General features: G+C 58.3%; 17 protein-coding genes and 1 tRNA gene. 7 read left to right on the forward strand and 11 right to left on the reverse strand.

The window, feature by feature from the left end; genetic code table 11:
* From AC1DSG_RS17890 to AC1DSG_RS17930, 9 genes are all read right to left on the reverse strand, one after another.
* Nucleotides 1-573 (reverse strand): CHC2 zinc finger domain-containing protein (locus AC1DSG_RS17890; RefSeq protein ID WP_477792072.1); only part of this gene is annotated, 573 nt, incomplete at its 3' end.
* Between the two features lie 421 nt (nucleotides 574-994).
* Nucleotides 995-1,231, reverse strand: a complete 237-nt coding sequence (locus tag AC1DSG_RS17895; protein ID WP_477792073.1) for a helix-turn-helix transcriptional regulator — start codon at nucleotides 1,229-1,231, stop codon at nucleotides 995-997.
* 199 nt (nucleotides 1,232-1,430) lie between these two features.
* Nucleotides 1,431-2,093, reverse strand: coding sequence for a hypothetical protein (locus AC1DSG_RS17900; protein ID WP_477792074.1), 663 nt, complete (start codon nucleotides 2,091-2,093; stop codon nucleotides 1,431-1,433).
* A 95-nt stretch (nucleotides 2,094-2,188) separates the two neighbouring features.
* A complete protein-coding gene (locus tag AC1DSG_RS17905; RefSeq protein ID WP_477792075.1) occupies nucleotides 2,189-3,412 on the reverse strand; it encodes a tyrosine-type recombinase/integrase in 1,224 nt (407 codons plus the stop codon).
* A 173-nt stretch (nucleotides 3,413-3,585) separates the two neighbouring features.
* A tRNA-Phe gene (locus AC1DSG_RS17910) sits at nucleotides 3,586-3,661 on the reverse strand.
* A gap of 103 nt (nucleotides 3,662-3,764) precedes the next feature.
* On the reverse strand, nucleotides 3,765-4,037 hold the full coding sequence (locus tag AC1DSG_RS17915) for an oxidative damage protection protein (RefSeq protein ID WP_477792076.1): 273 nt from the start codon (nucleotides 4,035-4,037) through the stop codon (nucleotides 3,765-3,767).
* Nucleotides 4,034-5,101: an A/G-specific adenine glycosylase gene (mutY, locus tag AC1DSG_RS17920; protein ID WP_477792077.1), complete on the reverse strand. Its 1,068-nt coding sequence runs from the start codon at nucleotides 5,099-5,101 to the stop codon at nucleotides 4,034-4,036. The genes AC1DSG_RS17915 and mutY overlap by 4 nt, the downstream gene beginning before the upstream one ends.
* Complete coding sequence (locus AC1DSG_RS17925; RefSeq protein WP_477792078.1) at nucleotides 5,098-7,329, reverse strand: AsmA family protein; 2,232 nt, start codon at nucleotides 7,327-7,329, stop codon at nucleotides 5,098-5,100. The genes mutY and AC1DSG_RS17925 overlap by 4 nt, the downstream gene beginning before the upstream one ends.
* A gap of 79 nt (nucleotides 7,330-7,408) precedes the next feature.
* The gene (locus AC1DSG_RS17930; RefSeq protein ID WP_477792079.1) at nucleotides 7,409-7,813 is read right to left on the reverse strand and encodes an acetyl-CoA sensor PanZ family protein; all 405 of its coding nucleotides are present in this window, start codon (nucleotides 7,811-7,813) and stop codon (nucleotides 7,409-7,411) included.
* Between the two features lie 221 nt (nucleotides 7,814-8,034).
* On the opposite strand from AC1DSG_RS17930, the gene AC1DSG_RS17935 reads away from it, so the two are divergent.
* From AC1DSG_RS17935 to AC1DSG_RS17965, 7 genes are all read left to right on the forward strand, one after another.
* Complete coding sequence (locus tag AC1DSG_RS17935; RefSeq protein ID WP_477792080.1) at nucleotides 8,035-9,699, forward strand: OFA family MFS transporter; 1,665 nt, start codon at nucleotides 8,035-8,037, stop codon at nucleotides 9,697-9,699.
* Nucleotides 9,700-9,970: 271 nt separating this feature from the next.
* Nucleotides 9,971-10,564, forward strand: coding sequence for an imidazoleglycerol-phosphate dehydratase HisB (gene hisB, locus AC1DSG_RS17940; protein WP_007897437.1), 594 nt, complete (start codon nucleotides 9,971-9,973; stop codon nucleotides 10,562-10,564).
* Nucleotides 10,564-11,202: an imidazole glycerol phosphate synthase subunit HisH gene (hisH, locus tag AC1DSG_RS17945; protein WP_150778873.1), complete on the forward strand. Its 639-nt coding sequence runs from the start codon at nucleotides 10,564-10,566 to the stop codon at nucleotides 11,200-11,202. Before hisB ends, hisH begins: the two co-directional genes overlap by 1 nt.
* Complete coding sequence (locus tag AC1DSG_RS17950; protein WP_007949039.1) at nucleotides 11,203-11,463, forward strand: DUF2164 domain-containing protein; 261 nt, start codon at nucleotides 11,203-11,205, stop codon at nucleotides 11,461-11,463.
* 102 nt (nucleotides 11,464-11,565) lie between these two features.
* A complete protein-coding gene (hisA, locus tag AC1DSG_RS17955) occupies nucleotides 11,566-12,315 on the forward strand; it encodes a 1-(5-phosphoribosyl)-5-[(5-phosphoribosylamino)methylideneamino]imidazole-4-carboxamide isomerase (RefSeq protein ID WP_477792081.1) in 750 nt (249 codons plus the stop codon).
* A gap of 93 nt (nucleotides 12,316-12,408) precedes the next feature.
* Nucleotides 12,409-13,179: an imidazole glycerol phosphate synthase subunit HisF gene (gene hisF, locus AC1DSG_RS17960; protein WP_007949037.1), complete on the forward strand. Its 771-nt coding sequence runs from the start codon at nucleotides 12,409-12,411 to the stop codon at nucleotides 13,177-13,179.
* A 77-nt stretch (nucleotides 13,180-13,256) separates the two neighbouring features.
* Nucleotides 13,257-14,012, forward strand: a complete 756-nt coding sequence (locus AC1DSG_RS17965; RefSeq protein ID WP_477792082.1) for a substrate-binding periplasmic protein — start codon at nucleotides 13,257-13,259, stop codon at nucleotides 14,010-14,012.
* A gap of 21 nt (nucleotides 14,013-14,033) precedes the next feature.
* Here the strand turns inward: AC1DSG_RS17965 and AC1DSG_RS17970 are convergent, their stop codons facing one another.
* Together AC1DSG_RS17970 and AC1DSG_RS17975 are read right to left on the reverse strand one after the other, a co-directional pair.
* Complete coding sequence (locus AC1DSG_RS17970) at nucleotides 14,034-14,810, reverse strand: divergent polysaccharide deacetylase family protein (protein WP_477792083.1); 777 nt, start codon at nucleotides 14,808-14,810, stop codon at nucleotides 14,034-14,036.
* A 1-nt stretch (nucleotide 14,811) separates the two neighbouring features.
* Nucleotides 14,812-15,123: S41 family peptidase (locus tag AC1DSG_RS17975; RefSeq protein WP_477792084.1), on the reverse strand; the 312-nt coding region annotated here is incomplete at its 5' end.

Here is a 15,123-nt window from a genome sequence, read left to right on the forward strand (position 1 = left end):
GTACAAGGGGCGGGGAGTGTCGAGGGCCTTTTGCCGCCACTTGTTGTCCTCCTTGCTCCAGCAATGCGGGATAACGTCCTTGTGCCCGTCGACCTCTATACGGCACACGTAACTGATCAGCGCGCCATCGGCCAGGCGGTAGTCGTATGCATTGATCACAGTCACGTAACCAATGTCGCGGCCCTTCCAGATTGTCGTCGGCGGCGGCGTATTTGGTGGGGGCATAACCGCTGTCCAATTGCGCTTTTTGTCCTTGGCTTTTACCTGCACGCCAGTGGGTATCGACGGCAGGGCACAGATTCGGCTGTGCAATGCCCTAACCGCTTCTTGCAGATTCTCGCCGTGGAACTCGCGCCGCCAGTCGAAGTGATCGCCACCCTTATTGCATCCGTGGCAATACCAGCGCTCGGCGCCGTCGGCCTTGTCGACGTACACGCGCAAGCTAGGTGTCTTTTCGCCGTGTAGGCATAGGCCCTTGTGTTCTCTACCCGCACTGACTAGCGCCACGTCTTCCCCAATCAGTTCCACCAGCGAGACGCTGTTCTTGAGCTTGGCCATGTCAGCGCTATTCATGGCAGGACCCCACGTATTCGAGAGTTATGCTCCCGAATCTAATTCGTGCTGCTAATCGTGATGCTATATATCTAACAACTTGGTAAAGGGGGGCAGTGTCCGTGGTGGCTGCATTCATTAACTCGTATGCGTTTACAAAATCAGTGCAAGTGATAAAGTCCGATGATCCTTTGAAGTTTATTTTCCGAGACCTTCTCATTTCACGGTAAAGAAAGTCGACTGAGTCACGATCAGCGCCTTTCATCGTGCGAGTAATGATCCCTTCGAACTCCGCGTTGTATACCAACTTTTTAGGTTGTCTCTCGTGCGTCCAAATTAGCGGCAACTCCATTTTTTAGTCCTCCGGGGGGGGGGCTTCAGGCAAGCCGAAGGCGCCCCACTAACTTGTAGATAAAACACCTGCTCAGAAAATGGGGCGGCGTTAGACGATTTCTTCTTGGCTTTCCTGAATAAGTGCCGTTCTCCAGGCTTGGACTGAGCCGAGGGTCCATACGGATGATTTCGGGCCAAGTATGATTTGTTTGGGGAAAGTGCCTGCCGCAATGCGGCGGTAGATCTCGGATGTCGAGAGCGTTGTGAGCGCTTTTACCTTGGGTAGCCTTATTAGTTGGTCAGGATCGTTGATTTGCTCAGGGATATTGCTGGTTTCGCTTGCCATGTCTCCATACCTCTTGGTTTATGGGTGAGAACATGGTTCAAACTAGGAGTTGCCACGAAGATTGAATAGGGGGGCAGGTTGCAGAAAACCCGCCCTCCCATGTTCACTATGGGGTGGGTAGGTTTCAGAGTAAGGGGGGGTGGGCTCCCTCGCGATAATCGCTGAAAGCCCACAGTGGTGCGGTTTCATGGGGGGTAGGTCATTCACCAGGTGTTTTGCTGGCGCCCCCTTCCGGTTTCCAGTTTGCTACCTTGGCAATTTCTTCCATGGCGGTTGCGTTAGGCATGCCGTCCTCTTTGGTTAGGCCATATTCGCTAGCGTGTTCATTCAGCCACTTGAGAAGTGCAGTTTTGGGGGACTTGCCGCTTAAAAGCTCGGGATTACTATAGATGCTGGTCCATGCGTCGACTGCTGCGGCCAACTTGGGGGCATAGTGTGGATTGCTCCTATCAAGATACCCCGGTTGGCTTGATGCTCGTTTTGGGAAGAAGAACGCTGGTCGGATTCCTCGTTCTTCCAGCCATACACATAGATCGGCGCGGTCTACGGTTGTGGCAGTGGGGTCAAGAGCACTGATCGGTACACTTTCGTAATTTGTACCGAAGCGAAAATATATGCGTTTCGCCAAGTACAGGACTTTAGCCCCCAGCGTTCCTCGCTCAATGRCAGTAATCATGCACTGAAGTGCGGCTTGAAAATTGTTGTTGCTGGAATCCACTTCAGTGGATATCACATATACCCAGCCTTCATCGTGCTCCTGAATATCCGATCTAACTGTACTTGGCGCAATACCGCAGATTAGGGCGGCAGCGTTCGTCAGCGACAAGGCATCAGCCAGACACCAAAACTCCAACTCATCCATAGGCAATCCTCCTTAACCCATTGCGTATTGATTAAAAGCAATGGGTTGAGAGTAGCGGGTATGTTTGAGTAGTGCATGGGAGCAAAGTATGGAATTCACGCCTTGCGCTTGAGACTCGCCACGTTGGCGCCTGAACACAGTGCGTCGATGGAATCCGCCCACGCTTGCATCATATCCCGGCGCTGATCCAGATAAACGGCATGGTTGTAGGTGTCGCGGATGCCGTCCGCATCACCATGGGCAAGCTGGCGTTCGATCCAATCGCTGTTATAGCTGCGCCCGTTTAACTCGGTGGACAAAAGATGGCGGAATCCATGGCCGGTCTGTCGGTCCTCATAACCCATCAGGCGCAATGCCTTGTTGATAGTGTTTTCGCTCATTGGTCTGTCGGGGTTTTGCTGGCCTGGGAACAGCAGGGCATAGCTGCCGGTGATGTCGTGAAGCTGGCGCAGGATCGCGACAGCCTGACGGGGCAGCGGCACCACGTGTGGGCGTCGGGCTTTCATCCGCTCTTTGGGGATCGTCCACGTGCCAGCGTCAAGATCGAATTCAGACCAAGGGGCGGCGCGCAGTTCTCCTGGGCGCACGGCGGTCAACACAAGCAAGCGAATGGCGCAGCGGGTAGGGGCGTAGACATTTGCAGCCTCCACCTTGGCCAGAAGGTCGGGCAATTCGGCAAAACTAACGTGCGGGTGATGGCGCGGAGACTTCGCTGGCGCTGCCAACACATCCAAGTCTGTGGCCGGGTTGGCGTCTACCACACCCTTGGCCAGCCCGTAGCGAAATATCTGGTGTAGCCACTGGCGGATCTTCCCGGCTGCATTGAGGGTGCCTCGTGCCTCCACGCTTCGCACCAGTGCCACCAACTCGGGTCGGATGATTCCCTTCACGGGACGCGAACCAATGCCGGGGATGATGTCATTTTCCAGATACAGATTGGCTTTGTAGCGGGTCGTCTCAGCCCATCGAGGGGAGTTATAGGCGTACCACTCCCGCGCCAGCACTGCAAAGGTCAGCTCCTTGATCTTCTGTTCTTGTTTGACCGCTTGTCGTTCGGCACTGGGATCTTTGCCTTCGGCCATCAATTGGCGGGCCTCTGATCGCTTTTTTCGGGCTTGCACCAGAGTCACTTCAGGGTATGAGCCAAGAGCCAGTCGGTTTTCCTTGCCGAAGCGGCGGTATTTGAGCCGCCATAGCTTTGAACCTGTAGGCATGATCTCCAGGTACAAGCCTTCGCCATCAGAGAGCTTATAGGGCTTCTCTTGAGGCCTAGCTGCCTTGATGGCTGAGTCGGTGAGCTGTATGACTTTGCGAGGCATTGGGGAATCTCCGTAGGGGCATAAAATTGACCGAACCGGGGATGCCCCCAGATATGCCCCCAACTGTTGGGGCAGCTAGGAGTCATTTGGGAAAGCATAGACAACAAAAAACCCGCACTAGGCGGGTTCTTTGGGGCTTTCGGGTGGTTTAGACACCACCTGAAATTAATTAGTGGTGCCCAGAGACGGAATCGAACCGCCGACACGGGGATTTTCAATCCCCTGCTCTACCGACTGAGCTATCTGGGCAACGGGGCGCATTAAACTGGTTTTTCAGGGGGTCGTCAAGAAAGTTTTGAAAAAAATTTTAATTATTACCGTCGCTTACGATCCGACCCCCGAGAAATCGGGATTATTCAGCCGGCGGCACGTAGCCGTCAGCCTTGGCGTAATCCTCGCCGGAGAAGTACTTGTCCATCTCGCCCTGAAGATATTTGCGATCTTCGGCGTTCATCATGTTCAGGCGTTTTTCGTTGATCAGCAGGGTTTGGTGTTTTTGCCAGTCGGCCCAGGCCTTCGCCGAGACGTGGTCAAAAATGTCCTGGCCTTTTGCGCCCGGGAAGGGAGCGCGTTCGAGGGCGGGCAATTCTTCTTTGTACTTGCGGCACATGATGGTGYGGGTCATGACGACTCTCCTGCGTTCAATACGGCGGCCGCGCGTTCGAGCAAGGTTTTGACCGGGGCGGCAAGGCCCAGGCGCGGCGGGGTGGCGAGGTTATACCAGAGCCAGTCGGCCTCGGCCACGTGATGGCCGGCCTCCTGGACCCGGACCAGCCAGGGTTCGATGGACAACTGAAAGTGACTGAAGGTGTGCACCAGGCTCGGCAACGCTTGTTGGCTGCCCAGTTCCAGTGAGTGCTGCGAGGCCAGATGTTGCAGGTCGTCGAGGTCATCGAGCTCCGGCAAACTCCACAGACCGCCCCACAAGCCCGTGGAAGGGCGACGGTAAAGCAGAATCGCGCCTTCACCGTTGGCAAGCATCGGCATCAGCGTGCGCTTCTGTGGCACGGTTTTACGCGGTTTGGGGACGGGGTAGCGGGTTTCCAGGCCGAGCATGTGCGCCTCGCAGCCCTTTTGCAGCGGGCAGAGCAGGCAACTCGGCTTGCTGCGGGTACAGAGCGTGGCGCCCAGGTCCATCATTGCCTGGGTGTAGGCGTTGACCCGTTCATGCGGCGTAAAGCGCTCAGCGTTGGCCCAGAGCTGTTTGGCGACCTTCGGCTCCCCCGGGTAACCCTCTTGTGCGGTAAAGCGCGCCAGGACGCGTTTGACGTTGCCGTCGAGGATCGGCGCCCGCAGGCCCATGCTCAGGCTGGCGATGGCGCCAGCCGTGGACAGGCCGATGCCTGGCAACTCAACCAGCTTTTCAACATCCCGGGGAAACTCACCGCCGTATTCAGCCACGACAATTTTTGCGGTTTTCTGCAAATTGCGCGCGCGGGTGTAGTAACCCAGGCCGGTCCACAGGTGCAGCACTTCGTCTTCCGGGGCGGCGGCCAGAGCTTCGACCGTGGGCAGCGAGGCCATGAAGCGGTCGAAGTAATTGAGCACGGTGCTGACCTGGGTTTGCTGCAACATGATTTCCGAGACCCACACCCGATACGGGGTGATGCCCTGTTGCCAAGGCAAATCGTGGCGGCCGTGGCGGTCATACCAGTCCAGCACCGCTGATGAAAACTGCTCGGCTCTCATCGCTTGAACAGCCCCTTCAATGCATCTTTCAGTTCAGGACTGACCTTGTCGCCGAACTTCTCTTCGATTTTTTCGCTGATCTTGTCGCCCGCCAGTTTGCTCGCGACCTGGCCCATGCGTTCGTTATCCAGACGGCAGGCCTTGGCGCCAAGCTCCAGTGGGCCCCGGCAACGCAGCGGCCAGACGATACCGACATATTTGTCGCCGACCTGGCAGGCCGGGTCCGGCATGGCGCTCGTATCGCCTTCGACAAGTATGCCCACGCGATAGTCCATGCCCAGCACGCGCAAATCGACATCGCCGTCGCCATTCACGGTCATGCCCGGGATGCGCACTTTCAGGTCCGGGTTACTGGCCACGCCGTTACGGAAGGTCAGGGTGCCCTTGAGTTCCTGGAACGGCGTGTCCTTGCCCCGTGGCTCGCCGCTGAGGGTTTTGCGGTTCAGGGTGGCGATGCCTTTGCACAGCTGTTGTTCAAGGTTGGCATTGAGCAGCACGCCGTTGTTGATGACGAAACTGGCATTACCGTTGAGGCTGTCGATCAGCGCTTTCTGGCTGTTGCCGCTGGCGGTCAGCGCACTGTTGAGCGTCACCAGGCCTTTGACCGGCGGGTTTTTGCCTTGGCTTTCGAGGATTTTTTCCACCGGCACTTTGTTGATCTGCGTCTGCATGTTCAGCGCAGGTACCTGCTGGCGTACGTCGAGGGTGCCCTTGGCTTCGAAGTTGCCTTCGTACAGATCGCCGCGCAGGTTCTCCAGGGTCAGCAGGCCGCCCTGGCCAGTGGCCTTGAGCGCAGCGTTGTGGATCGGCAGCTTGTCGAGGGTCAACTGGCCAAAGGTCAGGTCGGCGTCCACGTCGAGTTTGCTCAAGCGTTCAACCGGCAGCAGTCGTTCAGTACTCCACGCGTCCTTGGTCGGTGATTCTGGCAGCGGTGTAGTGCCCGCGCCGGCCATCGCATTGGCCTCGGTACTGGCGACTTCGGCCTGACGCACCTGTGTCGCGCTGCTGGCTTCGGCGGATTTGGGTGGCAGGTAGCGGTCGACATTGAACGTGTCAGCCTTCAGGGCTGCGCGCAGCGACTGTTTGGCGAAATCCTCGACGGCGATGCGGCCACTGAAGTTGCTGTCATCGACTTTCAGGTTGATGTTATCGAACGAAACACTGGTCGGCGTGCCGGTAACGCGGCTGACCAGTTCGACTTTGCTCAAACTGCCTTCGGCCATGGCCGGAAGTTTCTGGCCAATACTGTCGATGAATTTCGCCAGGTCGAACTGGGCAATCGAAAGGCCGCCGCTGATCTGCGGCGTCTTGTCGAGGTCGTTGACCTTGAGTTCACCCAGTGCGCGCAGTTGGTTGGCGGAGATCTTGATGCCGGTCCATTCGGCGATGTTCGCCGCTTTATCCAGCAGCAATTGCCCCTGGGCGGCGAAGGTCATGGTTTTGCCTTGCAGCGGATCACCCGCGACTTCGCCGGACATTTTCATGTCTTCGAATTTGTAGCGTTGCAGCGCGCGTTCAAAACGCAGTACACCCGTGAGCTCGGTGCGCACCCGCAGAACCGGCCGGTTGGTGCCGAGGAACGCGGTGAGCTTGACCGGGATGTTGGTCGAGTCATGCACCGGGCCTGTACTCAGCTGGATGCTTTCGGCGCTGAACTGCCGGCCGGTCTTCTCGTCGCTGTATTCAACGCGGGCGTTGTTTACGGTCAGGCTGTCGATGTCCAGGCGAATCGGCTGGGCCGGTTTTTCTACCTGAACGGTGGTTTCCGGTGCTGGTGCGGGCTCGCCAGGAGTGGCTGGTGGCGTGGCAGGGTTGGCTGGCGCCGGGACCTTGCCGACATCTTCCCAATTGCCATGGCCGTCCTTGTCGCGGTTCAGGCGCAAGTTCAGGCCTTCGACACGAACATCGCTCATCTGCACTTCACGGCGCAGCAGCGGCAGCACGCGCACCGACAGGCCAAGCATCTGCAAGTCGGCGAACGGCTCCGTCGGCTTGGCCAGGGTCGCGACACTGGCCTCGTGCAATTCCAGGCCCAGCCACGGGAACAGGCTCCAGCCGATGTCGCCATTGAGCGTCAGCTCGATGTGGGCCTTGTCGCGGGCAATCTGGCGAATCTCGTCTTTATAGTCGTTGGGATCAAAGAGGTGGGTCAGGGCAAAGCCCAACGCCACAATGATCAGCAACAGCCCGAGAAGTACCAGACCCAGGATTTTGCCGAACGCTTTCATGGGCGAGTCCTTGTAGATAGTCGAATTCGAAAATTAGCCGGGGAGTATAGCGCTCCGAAGCGGACGACCGGTCAGGTGATCACGCCGACAATATATCCAGCGGCAGTTTCAGCCTGGCGGCAAGCGCCCGGGCTTCAAGATGCCCGGCAGGGGCCAGCAGGCGCAGGGTGGCGCCGGCATCAGAGGCCATTTTTTGTGCTTCGTTCACCAAGCGCTCGGCAACGCCACGGCGACGGGTAATTTTTCGTACGCAAAGTTGGGACAAGTGCCAAACGTCCTGATGCCGTTGCAAGCGGGCTGCGCCGAGCAGTCGATCATTGAAGCGTCCGGCGATCAGCGAACCGTCCCGCAGGCAGCCTTCGATCAGCTCTACGTCCCCTGAAAACGGGGCGTACAGCCAGTCCGGGGCGTCGCGGTAAATTTTCTGCAAGTCTTGCTGATCCTGGTAAGTGGCCTCGTTCAGCGCTTCGACAATGATCGGCATGGCGTCTCCTTAAGAGGTACGAGTACGGAGGACATACAAAAGGTGATATCGGTTTGGTTTTTCTGTCCTGCTCAAATGGTAACCTTTGCCCGTTCGTCCGTCCTGCTGCGACGAGATGTCGCACAAAAAGCAGCTTCACCCAACAAAACGGTCATGCGTGCGCATAGAGGCTGGGGGTGAGGAGTGGCTGGCGAACCCTACTAATAATTGGGGGATACACAATGACCACGAGCATCACGGCGGACGGCCTCATAGCCGGACAGCCTGCGTTCCTGTCCAAGGAACGCATCATCGCCAAGCCCGGTTTTAACCGATGGCTGGTACCACCGGCCGCGTTGGCCATCCACCTCTGCATCGGCATGGCCTACGGTTTTTCGGTGTTCTGGTTGCCACTGTCCAAGGCGCTGGGCGTTACCAAACCGGTTGCCTGCGCGCCGGACATGAGCTTCATTGCGCAAATTTTCTCGTCGCAATGCGACTGGCCGATCTCGATGCTCGGCTGGATCTATACCCTGTTTTTCATCTTCCTCGGCTGCTCGGCAGCGATCTGGGGTGGCTGGCTGGAACACGCCGGGCCGCGCAAGGCTGGCGTTGTGTCGGCGCTGTGCTGGTGCGGTGGTCTGCTGATATCAGCACTGGGGATTTATACCCACCAGATCTGGCTGATGTGGGTCGGCTCCGGGGTCATTGGCGGTATCGGCCTGGGGTTGGGTTATATCTCGCCGGTTTCGACGTTGATCAAGTGGTTCCCGGACAAGCGCGGCATGGCGACCGGTATGGCGATCATGGGCTTTGGTGGTGGCGCGATGGTCGGTGCTCCGCTGGCCGCAGCCCTGATGGGCCATTTCGCATCGCCAACCAGCGTCGGTGTATGGCAAAGCTTCCTGGTGATGGCCGCGATCTACTTCGTGTTCATGATCGGTGGCGCGCTGTCCTACCGCGTACCGCCAACCGGCTGGAAGCCTGAGGGCTGGACCGCTCCGGCGAAAAAAGCCGCGAACGCGATGATCACCCACCGCCACGTTCATGTGAACGTCGCCTGGAAAACGCCGCAGTTCCGTCTGGTGTGGCTGGTGCTGTGCCTGAACGTTTCGGCCGGTATCGGCATTCTCGGCATGGCGTCGCCGCTGTTGCAGGAAGTGTTCGGTGGCAAATTGATTGGTGTGGACCTGCCATTCGGTCAACTGGACGCCGGGCAACTGGCTTCGATCGCCGCGATTGCTGCCGGTTTCACCGGTTTGCTGAGCCTGTTCAACATCGGTGGCCGCTTCTTCTGGGCCTCGTTCTCGGACTACCTGGGCCGCAAAAACACCTATTTCGTGTTCTTCGCTCTCGGTTTCGCGTTGTACGCATTGATCCCGAACCTCGGTCACCTGGGTAATATTTCGCTGTTCGTAGCGGCGTTCTGCATCATCCTGTCGATGTACGGTGGTGGTTTTGCGACGGTTCCGGCTTATCTGGCGGACCTGTTCGGTACGCAAATGGTCGGTGCGATCCACGGTCGTCTGTTGACGGCGTGGGCGGCGGCGGGGGTGTTGGGTCCGGTGTTGGTGAACTACCTGCGTGAATATCAATTGAGCATCGGCGTTGAGCGCGCCGCCGCTTACGACATCACCTTGTACATCCTCGCCGGCCTGCTGGTGCTGGGTTTCCTGTGCAATCTGCTGGTGCGTCCGGTGGCTGACAAGTACTTCATGACCGACGCTGAACTGGCTGCCGAACAGGCGCTGGGCCACGACAAAGGTGCTGACAGCAGCACCGTGCTGGAGTGGAAAGCGGACGCGGGCACCAAGCCGTTGGCGGTGGCTGCGTGGCTGGTGGTGGGTATTCCGTTGGCGTGGGGTGTTTGGGTAACCCTGCAGAAAACGGCGATCCTTTTCCACTAAGTTTACTGATACCTGATCGTTCCCACGCTCTGCGTGGGAATGCCTCCCGTGACGCTCTGCGTCACATTCGAAGAGGACGCGGAGCATCCGGGGCTGCACTCCCACGCAGAGCGTGGGAGCGATCAGCGCACTCTCGATGCTTGTATGGACATGTATATCCCCGACAGCGTTGGATTCAGCCCGTCAGGGATATCACGTATCGTGTTTCTGTTTCCGCCCCGCGCCCCTATAATGGCTGCCTTTTTCGCCCAATGATTTTGCGGAGCTGGTGATGGCCGAACGTATGGCGTCAGTCGAGCGCGACACTCTGGAAACCCAGATCAAAGCCTCGATCAACCTGGATGGCACCGGAAAGGCCCGATTTGATATCGGTGTTCCTTTTCTTGAGCACATGCTGGACCAGATCGCCCGTCACGGGCTGATCGACCTGGATATTGTCAGCAAGGGCGACCTGCATATCGACGACCACCACACCGTGGAAGACGTCGGTATCACTCTGGGTCAGGCCTTCGCCAAAGCCATCGGCGACAAGAAAGGCATCCGTCGTTACGGCCACGCCTATGTGCCGCTCGATGAAGCGCTGTCGCGTGTGGTGATCGACTTCTCCGGCCGCCCTGGCCTGCAGATGCATGTTCCGTATACCCGCGCTACCGTCGGCGGTTTCGACGTTGACCTGTTCCAGGAATTCTTCCAGGGCTTCGTCAACCATGCGCTCGTCAGCCTGCACATCGACAACCTGCGTGGTACCAACACCCACCACCAGATTGAAACCGTGTTCAAGGCTTTCGGCCGCGCGCTGCGCATGGCTGTAGAGCTCGATGACCGCATGGCCGGTCAGATGCCATCGACCAAAGGCGTTCTGTAATGCAGACGGTCGCGGTTATCGATTACGGCATGGGCAACCTGCACTCGGTGGCCAAGGCCCTCGAGCACGTGGGTGCCGGCAAGGTCTTGATCACCAGTGATGCCGACGTGATTCGCGAAGCTGACCGGGTGGTTTTCCCCGGCGTCGGCGCGATACGCGACTGCATGGCGGAGATCCGTCGCCTGGGCTTCGATTCGCTGGTGCGTGAGGTCAGCCAGGACCGTCCGTTCCTCGGCATCTGCGTCGGCATGCAAGCCTTGCTCGACAGCAGTGAAGAGAACGATGGCGTCGACTGCATCGGCCTGTTTCCGGGCGCGGTGAAGTTCTTCGGCAAAGACCTGCATGAAGACGGCGAACACCTGAAAGTCCCGCACATGGGCTGGAACGAAGTGAAGCAGAAGGTGAGTCACCCGCTGTGGCACGACATTCCGGACCTGGCGCGTTTCTACTTCGTGCACAGCTACTACATCGCCGCCGGCAACGCGCGGCAGGTGGTGGGTGGCGGTCACTACGGTGTCGATTTCGCTGCGGCGCTGGCCGAAGGCTCGCGTTTTGCCGTGCAGTTCCACCCGGAGAAGAGCCATACCCATGGCCTGCAATTGCTGCAGAACTTCGCGGCGTGGGATGGTCGCTGGTAAATGGCTGTCAAGAAAACGAAGCCGCCGATCCTGACCCTCACTCCCGAACAGGAGAACGAGGCCAATCACAAGATCAAACGCTTCATGGAGGATCGCTTCGAACTGGACCTGGGTTCGTTCGAAGCGGCCGAAATCCTTGAGCTGTTTACCCGTGAAATTGCTCCTCACTATTACAACAGGGCGATTTTCGATGTGCAGACGCACCTCAAAGAGAGGTTCGAAAGCATCGAAAGCGACTTGTGGGCGCTCGAAAAAGAATAGGAGCAGCGGCAAGCTTTAAGCTGCAAGCTGCAAGAAGTAGAAACGCGTGCGTGCTTGCAGCTTATAGCTTGCAGCTTGCAGCTCTTTGACGAAGGAAAAAGCATGCTGATTATTCCCGCTATCGATCTCAAAGACGGTGCCTGTGTTCGTCTGCGCCAGGGCCGCATGGAAGATTCCACGGTGTTCTCCGATGACCCGGTGAGCATGGCTGCCAAGTGGGTGGAGGGCGGTTGCCGTCGACTGCATCTGGTCGACCTGAACGGTGCTTTCGAAGGCCAGCCGGTCAATGGCGAAGTGGTCACCGCGATTGCCAAGCGCTACCCAAACCTGCCGATCCAGATCGGCGGCGGTATCCGCTCGCTGGAAACCATCGAACACTACGTCAAAGCCGGCGTGAGCTACGTGATCATCGGCACCAAAGCCGTGAAAGACCCGGCCTTCGTCGCCGAAGCCTGCCGCGCGTTTCCGGGCAAAGTGATTGTCGGCCTGGATGCCAAGGACGGTTTCGTTGCCACCGACGGCTGGGCTGAAATCAGCACCGTTCAGGTGATCGACCTGGCCAAGCAGTTTGAAGCCGACGGTGTGTCTGCGATCGTTTATACCGACATCGCCAAAGACGGCATGATGCAGGGTTGCAACGTACCGTTCACCGCGGCGCTGGCCGCTGCCACGCGTATTCCGGTGATCGCTTCCGGCGGTATTCACAACCTCGGTGACATCCAATCGCTGCTCGACGCCAAGGCGCCAGGCATCATCGGCGCAATCACAGGCCGCGCGATTTATGAGGGCACACTGGATGTTGCAGAGGCTCAAGCTTTTTGTGATGGCTACGCGGCCAGCTCCAAGTCATAAGCTGCAAGCTGCAAGTTAACAGCGCGGCCGCGATCCGCTCCTACTTGCAGCTTGAAGCTTAAAGCTTGCAACTCTTAATCGGAGATTAAGCCCATGGCGTTAGCCAAACGCATCATCCCTTGCCTGGACGTGGATAACGGCCGGGTCGTCAAAGGTGTGAAGTTCGAGAACATTCGCGATGCCGGTGATCCGGTGGAAATCGCCCGTCGCTACGACGAGCAGGGTGCCGACGAGATTACCTTCCTCGACATCACCGCCAGCGTCGACGGTCGCGACACCACGCTGCATACCGTGGAACGCATGGCCAGCCAGGTGTTCATCCCGCTGACCGTGGGCGGTGGCGTGCGCACCGTGCAGGACATTCGCAACTTGCTCAATGCCGGTGCGGACAAGGTTTCGATCAATACCGCAGCGGTGTTCAATCCAGAGTTTGTCGGCGAAGCGGCGCAGCATTTCGGTTCGCAATGCATTGTCGTTGCCATCGACGCGAAGAAGGTTTCACTGCCGGGCGAAACCCCGCGCTGGGAAATCTTCACCCACGGCGGTCGCAAGCCTACCGGTCTCGACGCTGTTGAATGGGCGAAGAAAATGGAAGGCCTCGGTGCCGGTGAAATCCTGCTGACCAGCATGGACCAGGACGGCATGAAAAACGGCTTCGACCTCGGTGTGACCCGCGCCATCAGCGATGCCCTGGGGATTCCGGTGATCGCCTCCGGTGGTGTCGGCAACTTGCAACATTTGGCCGACGGCATCCTCGAAGGTCATGCCAGCGCAGTATTGGCGGCGAGTATTTTCCACTTCGGCGAATACACCGTGCAGGAAGCCAAGGCCTACATGGCCCATCGCGGAATCGTGATGCGCTAAACAAACAATACAGGCCAGTGGACATCATGGCGGGCTCAAGGCACTCTTGGGTACGCCATGGATTTCGGTAGCCAGACATGCTTAAACGCCTTCTTCTAGTCCTAGCCAGTGTCTCTCTGTTGTTTATCAGCGGAGCGCATGCCGCAGAAAGCCCCGACACCGACCTGGTGTTGCTGACGGAAAATTTCCCGCCATACAACATGGCAAAGAACGGCAAAAACTTCGCTCAAGGCGAGAACATCAATGGCATCGCCGTGGACATTGTCCGCGAGATATTCAAGCGTGCCGACATCACCTATAGCCTGACGCTGCGCTTCCCATGGGAGCGAATCTACAAACTTGCCCTGGAGAAGCCCGGTTACGGCGTGTTTGTGATGGCGCGTTTGCCTGACCGCGAGAAGCTTTTCAAGTGGGTCGGCCCGCTTGGTCCGGATGACTGGATCATGTTGGCCAAGGCTGACAGCAAGATCACCCTCGAAACGCTGGATGACGCGCGCCAATACAAGATCGGTGCCTACAAGGGCGATGCAATTGCCGAGACGCTCGCCAAGCAGGGGCTGAGCCCAATCGTTGTGCTGCGCGATCAGGACAATGCGAAGAAGCTGGTCAACGGACAAATTGATTTATGGGCCACCGGTGATCCGGCCGGGCGCTATCTGGCGCGGCAGGAAGGCGTGAATGGTCTCAAAACGGTGCTGCGCTTCAATAGCGCCGAGCTGTACCTGGCATTGAACAAAGACGTGCCGGATGAGCTGGTGGTCAGGCTTCAGGCCGCGCTGGATCAACTGCGCAAAGAAGGCAAGGTGGACGAGATCATGGCGCGGTATTTGTAGCAGCGGCCAGTGAGCAGCCAATCAACGGTACACGCCATCCTTGCCATGCGCCGCCGTCGCTCGATTGCCACGCACACTGATCATCTGCCTGATATCAATCCACTCAATCCCCTGAGCCTTCAACTTCGGTAACTCCCGCTCCAGAACCGCCAGCGTCTGCGGATACGGATGCCCGATCATCACCGCTGAACCCTGTTTGTGCGCCAGGCTGATCGCCGTTTGCAGCTGCGTGAAAATCGCCGCCTCAGTGCGTTCGTCATCCAGAAAAACATCCCGCGAAACGCTGGCCAAGCCAATCTTCTGCGCTTGGGCGGCGGCAACGGTTTGTGCGCTGGTGCGGCTGTCGACGAACAATTTGTGCCGCTGCTGCAAGTCCGCCATCAGCCAGGCCATGGCGGCCGGTTGAGCGGTCATTCGACTGCCCATGTGGTTGTTGATGCCGGCGGTATAGGGCACGACCTTGAACGCCGCATTCAGGCGTTTTTCCAGCTCTTCGATGGGCAATTCCGGGTGCCAGGCGAACGGTCCCGTGGCCGGGTCCATAGGCATGTGCAGGATAACGATTTTGCCGGCACGATGGGCTTCGCGGGCGAACTCGGTGGCGTGGGGTGTGTCGGGCATGATCGCAGTGGTCACTGGGCCGGGCAGGGCCAGCACGCGGCGATCCCGGGGCAGGTTCTGCCCCAGGTCATCGATGATCAGGCTGAGATAGGCTTTTTGAGGGGCCATCTCCACGGGCGCTGCGTGAGCAACACCCGTCAAACAGAGTAGTAAACCCAGGGTGAACCGCTGAAGCATCTCAGCGGCCGGACGTGATGTTCAACCCTTTGAGCAGACTCAAGGCCTGGGCCAACTGGTAATCATCATCCTGCGGCATGGCCTTGGCTTTGCTGCTGGAGCCAGTCGGCTTGTCGGCGCCGCCGTTGCCATTGCCCAGGTGACCCTGCAAGTCGGCTTCCTTGAAGTACTCGCTGTCCTGCTCGCTGGTGATCTTGGCCTTGCGCACTTCGATGTCCGGGACGATGCCCTGGGCCTGAATCGAGCGACCGTTCGGGGTGAAGTACAACGCGGTGGTGATCTTCAGGGCGCGGTCGTTGTTCAGTGGCAGCAC

This window comes from Pseudomonas sp. P5_A12 (assembly GCF_056400685.1).

Excerpts from the sequence above, each read along its gene's own strand:
- AC1DSG_RS17895 (WP_477792073.1), bottom strand. The coding sequence starts at position 1,231 with ATGGCAAGCGAAACCAGCAATATCCCTGAGCAAATCAACGATCCTGAC.
- AC1DSG_RS17905 (WP_477792075.1), bottom strand. The coding sequence starts at position 3,412 with ATGCCTCGCAAAGTCATACAGCTCACCGACTCAGCCATCAAGGCAGCT.
- mutY (WP_477792077.1), bottom strand. The coding sequence starts at position 5,101 with ATGAGAGCCGAGCAGTTTTCATCAGCGGTGCTGGACTGGTATGACCGC.
- AC1DSG_RS17925 (WP_477792078.1), bottom strand. The coding sequence starts at position 7,329 with ATGAAAGCGTTCGGCAAAATCCTGGGTCTGGTACTTCTCGGGCTGTTG.
- AC1DSG_RS17930 (WP_477792079.1), bottom strand. The coding sequence starts at position 7,813 with ATGCCGATCATTGTCGAAGCGCTGAACGAGGCCACTTACCAGGATCAG.
- AC1DSG_RS17935 (WP_477792080.1), top strand. The coding sequence starts at position 8,035 with ATGACCACGAGCATCACGGCGGACGGCCTCATAGCCGGACAGCCTGCG.
- hisB (WP_007897437.1), top strand. The coding sequence starts at position 9,971 with ATGGCCGAACGTATGGCGTCAGTCGAGCGCGACACTCTGGAAACCCAG.
- hisH (WP_150778873.1), top strand. The coding sequence starts at position 10,564 with ATGCAGACGGTCGCGGTTATCGATTACGGCATGGGCAACCTGCACTCG.
- AC1DSG_RS17950 (WP_007949039.1), top strand. The coding sequence starts at position 11,203 with ATGGCTGTCAAGAAAACGAAGCCGCCGATCCTGACCCTCACTCCCGAA.
- hisA (WP_477792081.1), top strand. The coding sequence starts at position 11,566 with ATGCTGATTATTCCCGCTATCGATCTCAAAGACGGTGCCTGTGTTCGT.
- hisF (WP_007949037.1), top strand. The coding sequence starts at position 12,409 with ATGGCGTTAGCCAAACGCATCATCCCTTGCCTGGACGTGGATAACGGC.
- AC1DSG_RS17965 (WP_477792082.1), top strand. The coding sequence starts at position 13,257 with ATGCTTAAACGCCTTCTTCTAGTCCTAGCCAGTGTCTCTCTGTTGTTT.
- AC1DSG_RS17970 (WP_477792083.1), bottom strand. The coding sequence starts at position 14,810 with ATGCTTCAGCGGTTCACCCTGGGTTTACTACTCTGTTTGACGGGTGTT.